This is a genomic window from Bradyrhizobium sp., assembly GCF_019244115.1.
In the GTDB taxonomy this organism is placed as follows: Bacteria; Pseudomonadota; Alphaproteobacteria; order Rhizobiales; family Xanthobacteraceae; genus Bradyrhizobium.
Map to the genome: position 1 here is coordinate 1 of NZ_JAFATE010000595.1, position 6,972 is coordinate 6,972.

Below are 6,972 nucleotides of genomic sequence, written 5' to 3' on the forward strand. Positions count from 1 at the left end.
GCCGGTCGAGAGCACCGGGAAGCTCTTGACGAAACGGCGCGAGAAGACGCGGTAACCCGACAGCACATCGGTGAAAGAGCGGCCGAAGATCCGCGCCAGGATACCGGTCAGCATCGCGTTGCCGAAACGGTGGCCAGGGCGATAGGCCTCCTCCACTTCCGACTGTCGCGCGCCGACGACCATGTCGAGCTGCTCGTCGAGCAGCATTGCCACCAGTTTTGGCGCGGCCGCGGCGTCATAGGTCGCATCGCCGTCGGCCATGACATAGATGTCGGCATCGACGTCCGCGAACATGCGGCGGACGACATGGCCCTTGCCCTGCATCCGCTCGACCCGCACGATCGCCCCCGACGCGCGGGCAACATGGCCGGTGCGATCGCGGCTGTTGTTGTCGTAGACGAACACCGTAGCGCCGGGGAGCGCAGCGCGAAACCCGGCAACCGTGGCCTCGATCGCCGCCTCTTCATTGTAGCAAGGGATGATCACGGCGATGCGCGGGCTTTGGGACTGGGCGCGGCTCATCGCGCAGCCACCGCAAGATCAGAAGCGGCGTCACCACGACGGAGCCGATCGAGCTGCCGGGCGACCACCATGAGCGCAACGAGGACCAGCGGCCAGGTCACTCTCGCCTGATAACGATCATGGACTCCCGAAAGTGCACTGCATATCAACGACGATCCGCAGTATGCCGCGGCCATGTACAACGCCAACACGGAGAAATTGCGATCCCGACGCCAGCCGAGAACGATCTGGCCAAGGATGATCAGAGCCGAGAGCGCAACGACGGCAATGCCCACCACATTCATCTCTGCCACAGGCCAGGTATCGCGTGACTGGCGGCTCGCGGTGAAGGCGATCTCATCGCCCGCGCCATAGACCTTGCCGATCAGAGCTGCAATGCGCGGCGCGGTATCCTCGCCCGCCCCGGCAAGAGGCCGAATATTGGCCGCGGGCGCAAGGGTGGTCAGCGCTCTGAAGAAGTTCTGGCCAACCACGATCAGGACCGAACCTGGCCGATCCCTCAGCGTCGCTCGCACGATGGCCGCCGATTCCTCCCGCATCGCCTCAAACCCACCAAGCGCCACGAAGGGCCCCGGTCGCCACAAGAGCAGATCCGCATTGGCTGGAAGGTCGGCTTGATATGCACAGAGCCGGTAACCTGCGCCTGGGCAGGTTTCGCGCAACTCATCGCGTGCCGGACCATAGCCAACGAGATTGGCCAGCAAGAAGCTCTGACCTGCCGGCGAAAGCTCCGCTCGGCCAAACACTGCCTTGTTATAGCCGACACTTGCCAGGGCGGCGAGGCCACAGGCCGCAGCTGCAACCAACACACCCGGTCGCACCGCGCGAGTGGGTTTGCTTTGCCAAAACCCCAGGCCGGCCGAGAAAAGCGTCATGCCAACGGCCATCAGGAGGTGCGACAGATGGACAGAGATCGCAACGACAAGCACCCCGAACAGATAGGCGCGGGTCAGTGTCGCACGTCGTCCCCACTCGAAACAGAGCAGATAGATCGCCAGGAACATGATGCCCGTGAAAATGTCCGGCATCACAAAGCCGACGAACACTGGAAGGCTGGACGCAATGGCCAACACAGCGACGGCGGCCAGAAACAGCCTGCGGTCTGCAAAGGAGCAAAAAACAAGGTAGGCGAGATGCGTTGCAAGGACGGCTTGAACCGCAACGACGCCCCAAAGACTGATTCGAAATCCGGTCAGAAACACGAACAACTGATAAAAGGGACTGCGATACAGGCGCGGCGTCAGAATGATGTAGTCGGACGTATCAATGAAAATGAAAGGGAAGCCATTGAACAAGCTTGGGATGCAGACCAAAAAAGCCGCGGTCAGAATGACCACAGTGTCCAGGTACGCCTGCCCTTCGCGTGCACCTGTCGCCTCGCGCAAAATGGCTACTCCCAATACAAACGCTACTCCAATACGCAGTCGGATCTAATCAATGATCTGATAAAGAGCTTTGGCGGTGTTGTTGGAGCGATGACTTCCGCAGTCCTCCAACTCACTCACTCTGAATTTGCTGGTAGTCCGGGCCGCCGCGCTCAACGGCCTCAACATCTTTTCCTGCAGGCAGCTCTCAGGAGTCTGAACCCGCCTTGCTGGCACAGCCGCCGCGAGCGATCGCGGCCACAGCCCCATGTCGCGCAAGCATAGTACCGCCCGGGAAATGTCGCCAGTGTGAAGCAATTCACCCGCCCGCCCCCTCGGATACCGACGACCCGGCCGTTGCCGGAAAAGTCGCATCCGTGGCGAAATTGCGTCAGAAATCTTCGGAAAATCAGCCGGTGCTGCTTGCAACATGTGCCGTGGCGGATTCGACGCGGATTCTACATCGCGGCGCCAAGCCACGCCGACGCCCCTGGCCAACCGCCGCCGCCGGGCGACCGTTGGCGGGGCTTCAGAATGGCTTCACCAGGAGAGGTGACGCTCCTCTGTCGTCAGATCGCAAAGATCCAGACCGCGATGATGGTACCCAGCGTCGCAAGGCCGGAGATGGTCCAGCCGGCGGCGTAGGCAAATTCGTCCTCATCCGTGTGTGGCGGGGGCTCGACGTGCAGCCCGTACGTCTGCCAGTCCATGACCGTGCTCCAGCGACCTGCCCGCCAAACAAACGCCGCTTGCGAAGGGCGGTTCCCATGCGCACAGAATGAAAAGAGTCAATAGGATGACTTAAGCGTGGCCCGGGGCGCGCATCGCACTCACAAATAACTGATCGTTGAAAGCAAGCCCTTCCTGGACAGGTTCCGTTATGGTGCGCCGGTTCAAGGGAAACACGGAGCTTTTCGCATGCGCAAGATCATCATCGCCACCGCCGCGCTGGCCTTCCTGTCCTCAACCGCATTCGCCCAGGACAAGGGCGCCGCGCCCGCGGCCGGTGGCGAGAGCATGAGCAAGGGCGAGATGTCGAAGACGAGCAAGAAGTCGCACAAGTCGAAGAAGTCGTCGATGAAGAGCGGCGAAGATTCGATGAGCAAGCAATAAGACCGACCGAACCATCCGTCTGGATGTCTTGCGGCCGCCTCCGGGCGGCCGCTTCTTTTGGGTGGCGCCATGCGCGCAGGTCGCGGTGGAGGGTTGCCCGAAGCAGGACGATCGCTCATTTCTGATCCTGCAGCAGGCTCGGTCCGGCTTATGCGGTTTGCCGCTATCAACTCGTCGTGCCCGGCCTTGTGCCGGGCATCCACGTCTTGGCTAATCAGTGCCAACAGCCGGATGTATCAGTGCCCTCAGTCGCCGAGGCCCTTGTCGCGCAGGCGGTCGGCGAACCAGAGCGACAGCGCTTGATCGATGCTGCCGCCGACATAGAGCTCCGAGGCCGTGATCTTGGTCTTGCCGAGCGTCAGCAGGACGCCGATCCAATAGGCGAACCACAGATGCGGGTCGGTCAGCGCGCGCAGCTTGTGCTGATCGTGATCGATCGCCCCGTGATTGCTGGCCTTGCGGACCTCGATCGCGAGCAAATTGTTGGGGATGGCGCGCTGGTGCACGACGATGTCGGGATAGACGGATTTGCCTAAGTGATCGTCGGTCGAGACGATCGCGCCGCGTGGCAGGCGGAGCGTCCGCTCACCGAGCCGATTGTAGTCGCAATCGATCTCCCAGCCCGGAAAATGCTTCTCCATGTGGACCGCCAGGCGATGCGTCAGCGCACGCTCGCCGAGATCCCGTTCGAACAGGAACTTTTCGCGGGCGTAAAACTCCTGCAGGGCACTGAGGAGTTTGTTCAGCTCGGTGTGCATGTGGCTCCCAGTCGATCCGTCATTGCCAGGAGCGAGGCTATCCACGCCCGACGCACGAGTCATTCCGGGGCGATGCGAAGCATCGAACGGAATCTCGAGATTCCTGGTCTGGTCCCATCGGTCGGCGCTTCGCACGGCCTCGTTGGGACCATCCCGGAATGACCGACCCAGATTGCCTCGGAGTTTCGCTGCTCGCAATGACGGCACTGACAACCGGCAGTCTGAACGGAGCGCCCGCCCGCTACATCCGCACTTCGATCAGCCGCGGGCCCGGCTCGGCGATGGCTTCCGCCAGCGCGGCGTTGAACTCGTCGGCCGTGGTGACGGCGCGGCCCGCAACGCCCATGCCCTTGGCGAGCGCGACGAAATCGATGGTCGGCCGGTCGATCCTCAGCATGTCCAGCGCGCGCTGGCCGGGCTCGCCAGCGCCGACGCCATCGAACTCGCCACGCAGAATCTGGTAGATCCGGTTGGCGAACACGATGGTGACGACATCGAGGTTTTCGCGCGCCTGGGTCCAGAGCGACTGGATGGTGTACATCGCGCTGCCGTCGCCGACCATGCAGAGCACCTTGCGGTCCGGGCAGGCGACCGCGGCGCCGGTCGCGACCGGCGTCGAGAAGCCGATCGAACCGCCCATGTTCTGCAGCCAGTCATGCGGGGCCGCCGCCGCCGTCGGCGGGAAGAAGCCGCGGCCCGTGGTGATGGACTCGTCCACCACGATGGCATTTTCCGGGATCGCACAGGCGATCGCCTGCGCGATCGTGGTGTGGTTCAGCGCCCCGGTCGGCTTGATCAGTTCCGGGTGCTGCTGCGGCTTGACGTCCTTCGGACCGGCGCCGAGGCCGGAGGCCAGCGCCTCCAGTGCCGCGACCGAGTTCTCGCCCCATGCCGTCAGGCGATGCACCTCGCAGCCGTCGGCCTTCAAGATGCTCGGCTTGTTCGGATAGGCAAAGAACGCCACGGGATCGCTCGCCTCGACCAGCACGATGTGGCGGAAATTTTTCAGGATCGGCAGCGCCTGCTCGATCACATAGGGGATGCGATTGATCGAGAACCGGCCGCGGCCGCGCGCCATGCGCGGATGATAGGTCTGGCCCATCACGGTGCAGCCGGTCTTGCCGGCGATCTGCTGCGCCAGTGCCAGCCCCTGCTCGGTCAGCCCGCCATTGGTGACCAGCAGCAACGTTTCGGCGCCATGGCCATGCAGCACCCTGGCCGCGGTGTCGACGGCCTCGGAGGAGTAGCCGGGACGCTGGCCGGGCGCCGCGACCGGCGCAATGCCGTCGGCCTCGTTCCAGGCGGTATCGGCGGGCAGGATGAGGGTGGCGATCTGCGGCGGCGCGCTCTTGGCCGCCGCAATCGCCGCGGCGCCGTCGGCGGAGACCGATTTCGCATCGGGCGAGGTTTTCACCCACGCCGACATCGGCCGCGCCAGACCCTCGATGTCGGAGGTGAGCGGCGCGTTGTAGCCGATGTGATAGGTCGCATGCTGGCCGACGATATTGACGATGCCCGAATGCGCCTTCTTGGCGTTGTGCAGATTGGCAAGCCCGTTGGCGAGGCCAGGGCCGAGATGCAGCAGCGTCGAGGCCGGCGTGCCCTTCATGCGGAAATAGCCGTCGGCGGCTCCCGTCACCACGCCCTCGAACAGGCCGAGCACGCAGCGCATGCCCTCGACGCGGTCCAGCGCCGCGACAAAATGCATCTCGGAGGTGCCGGGGTTGGTGAAGCAGACGTCGACGCCCCCCGCGACCAGCGTCCGTACCAGGCTCTCCGCACCGTTCATTCGTTCCACTCCCGTTCGCGCATTGGTCGCAGCGCAATCGGTGGCAGATCAATCATTGTTCGGGCCTTTCGTCAAAGGGGGCGGCGACATTGCAGCCATCGCCTCAGGCCTGGTGCGCGTCCAGGCTAATGGCGGTTTCAGCGGCCCGGCCGGGCCGTGTGCATCCGGTCACGGGAGCGGTGAAACCCGCCCGCTCACACGGCCGTGGCTTGCGCAAGCGCGCCGGTTATGGCCAGTCTCGTCCGGGCGATTCTACGAAGCCGCAGCACATTTTCGCAACCGCTTGGGAAACTTTTCCGCGCCCGAAAATTTATAGCTCGATTGTGCTTTGTGGGGGGATGGCAATGATTCGTGTGCGTGTGATCCTGATTGCGGTCGTCGGCCTGCTCGCGGCGGGCAATCAGGCCAGCGCTCAATGGATGGACACCCGACAGACCATGGGCTTTGGGCCGCAATTTTTTGGCGGTGCCAGCCCGATCCCGCGCGAGACCGTGTACTACCCGGGGAGCTATGCGCCCGGCACCATCGTGGTGGATACCGCCGAGCGGCGGCTCTATCTCGTGCAGGGCGGCGGCCAGGCGCTGCGCTATGGCATCGGGGTCGGCCGCGACGGTTTTCGCTGGGGCGGCGTGCACCATGTCTCCGCCAAGAAGGAGTGGCCGGAATGGACGCCGCCGCGCGAGATGCTGGCGCGGCGCCCGGACCTGCCGCGCCACATGGTCGGCGGCATCGAAAATCCGCTCGGGGCGCGCGCGCTCTATCTCGGCTCGACGCTGTACCGCATCCACGGCTCCAACGAGCCGGAGACGATCGGACAGGCGGTGTCCTCGGGCTGCTTCCGCATGACCAATGATGACGTGGTCGATCTCTACAACCGCGTCGCGGTCGGCGCGCTGGTGATCGTGAAGAACTAGCTACGCCGATTTCTCGAACAGCTCGCGGCCGATCAGCATGCGGCGGATCTCGCTGGTGCCGGCGCCGATCTCGTAAAGCTTTGCGTCGCGCAGCAGCCGCCCGGTCGGATAATCGTTGATGTAGCCGTTGCCGCCGAGGAGCTGGATCGCATCCAGCGCGCACTCCGTCGCCTTCTCCGCCGCGTAAAGGATGGCGCCGGCGGCATCCTCGCGCGTGGTCTCGCCGCGATCGCAGGCCTTGGCGACCGCATAGACATAGGCGCGCGAGGCGTTCATCGTGGTGTACATGTCGGCGAGCTTGCCCTGCACGAGCTGAAAGGTGCCGATCGGCTCGCCGAACTGCTTGCGCTCGTGCACGTAAGGTAGCACCACGTCCATGCAGGCCTGCATGATGCCGAGGGGCCCCGCGGCCAGCACCGCGCGCTCATAGTCCAGCCCCGACATCAGCACGCCAACGCCGCGGCCGACATCGCCGAGCACGTTCTCCTCCGGCACCTCGCAGTCCGTAAACA

At 64.1% G+C, this 6,972-nt stretch carries 8 protein-coding genes; 2 read left to right on the forward strand and 6 right to left on the reverse strand.

Annotated features, from left to right (window positions below; genetic code table 11):
- The 3 genes from JOZ76_RS26390 to JOZ76_RS26400 form a co-directional block, all read right to left on the reverse strand.
- Positions 1-522, reverse strand: a 522-nt coding sequence (locus tag JOZ76_RS26390; protein WP_291703625.1) for a glycosyltransferase family 2 protein, incomplete at its 3' end; no start/stop codon positions are given.
- The gene (locus JOZ76_RS26395) at positions 519-1,907 is read right to left on the reverse strand and encodes a hypothetical protein (RefSeq protein ID WP_291703628.1); all 1,389 of its coding nucleotides are present in this window, start codon (positions 1,905-1,907) and stop codon (positions 519-521) included. The genes JOZ76_RS26390 and JOZ76_RS26395, both read right to left, overlap by 4 nt.
- Positions 1,908-2,455: 548 nt before the next feature.
- Positions 2,456-2,596, reverse strand: coding sequence for a hypothetical protein (locus JOZ76_RS26400; RefSeq protein ID WP_291703630.1), 141 nt, complete (start codon positions 2,594-2,596; stop codon positions 2,456-2,458).
- Between the two features lie 208 nt (positions 2,597-2,804).
- Between JOZ76_RS26400 and JOZ76_RS26405 the strand changes: the two genes are divergently transcribed.
- On the forward strand, positions 2,805-2,999 hold the full coding sequence (locus tag JOZ76_RS26405) for a hypothetical protein (protein ID WP_291703632.1): 195 nt from the start codon (positions 2,805-2,807) through the stop codon (positions 2,997-2,999).
- A 245-nt stretch (positions 3,000-3,244) separates the two neighbouring features.
- Here the strand turns inward: JOZ76_RS26405 and JOZ76_RS26410 are convergent, their stop codons facing one another.
- Positions 3,245-3,757 (reverse strand): hypothetical protein, encoded by a 513-nt coding sequence (locus JOZ76_RS26410; protein ID WP_291703634.1) that lies wholly within the window; start codon positions 3,755-3,757, stop codon positions 3,245-3,247.
- A 241-nt stretch (positions 3,758-3,998) separates the two neighbouring features.
- The gene (locus JOZ76_RS26415) at positions 3,999-5,546 is read right to left on the reverse strand and encodes an acetolactate synthase large subunit (protein WP_291703636.1); all 1,548 of its coding nucleotides are present in this window, start codon (positions 5,544-5,546) and stop codon (positions 3,999-4,001) included.
- 344 nt (positions 5,547-5,890) lie between these two features.
- On the opposite strand from JOZ76_RS26415, the gene JOZ76_RS26420 reads away from it, so the two are divergent.
- The gene (locus JOZ76_RS26420; protein WP_291703638.1) at positions 5,891-6,460 is read left to right on the forward strand and encodes a L,D-transpeptidase; all 570 of its coding nucleotides are present in this window, start codon (positions 5,891-5,893) and stop codon (positions 6,458-6,460) included.
- Here the strand turns inward: JOZ76_RS26420 and JOZ76_RS26425 are convergent.
- Positions 6,461-6,972 (reverse strand): acyl-CoA dehydrogenase family protein (locus tag JOZ76_RS26425; RefSeq protein ID WP_291703640.1); only part of this gene is annotated, 512 nt, incomplete at its 5' end.

Bases quoted from the DNA above. Each gene is read 5' to 3' on its own strand.
- JOZ76_RS26400 (WP_291703630.1), bottom strand. From the start codon at position 2,596: ATGGACTGGCAGACGTACGGGCTGCACGTCGAGCCCCCGCCACACACG.
- JOZ76_RS26415 (WP_291703636.1), bottom strand. From the start codon at position 5,546: ATGAACGGTGCGGAGAGCCTGGTACGGACGCTGGTCGCGGGGGGCGTC.
- JOZ76_RS26410 (WP_291703634.1), bottom strand. From the start codon at position 3,757: ATGCACACCGAGCTGAACAAACTCCTCAGTGCCCTGCAGGAGTTTTAC.
- JOZ76_RS26420 (WP_291703638.1), top strand. From the start codon at position 5,891: ATGATTCGTGTGCGTGTGATCCTGATTGCGGTCGTCGGCCTGCTCGCG.
- JOZ76_RS26405 (WP_291703632.1), top strand. From the start codon at position 2,805: ATGCGCAAGATCATCATCGCCACCGCCGCGCTGGCCTTCCTGTCCTCA.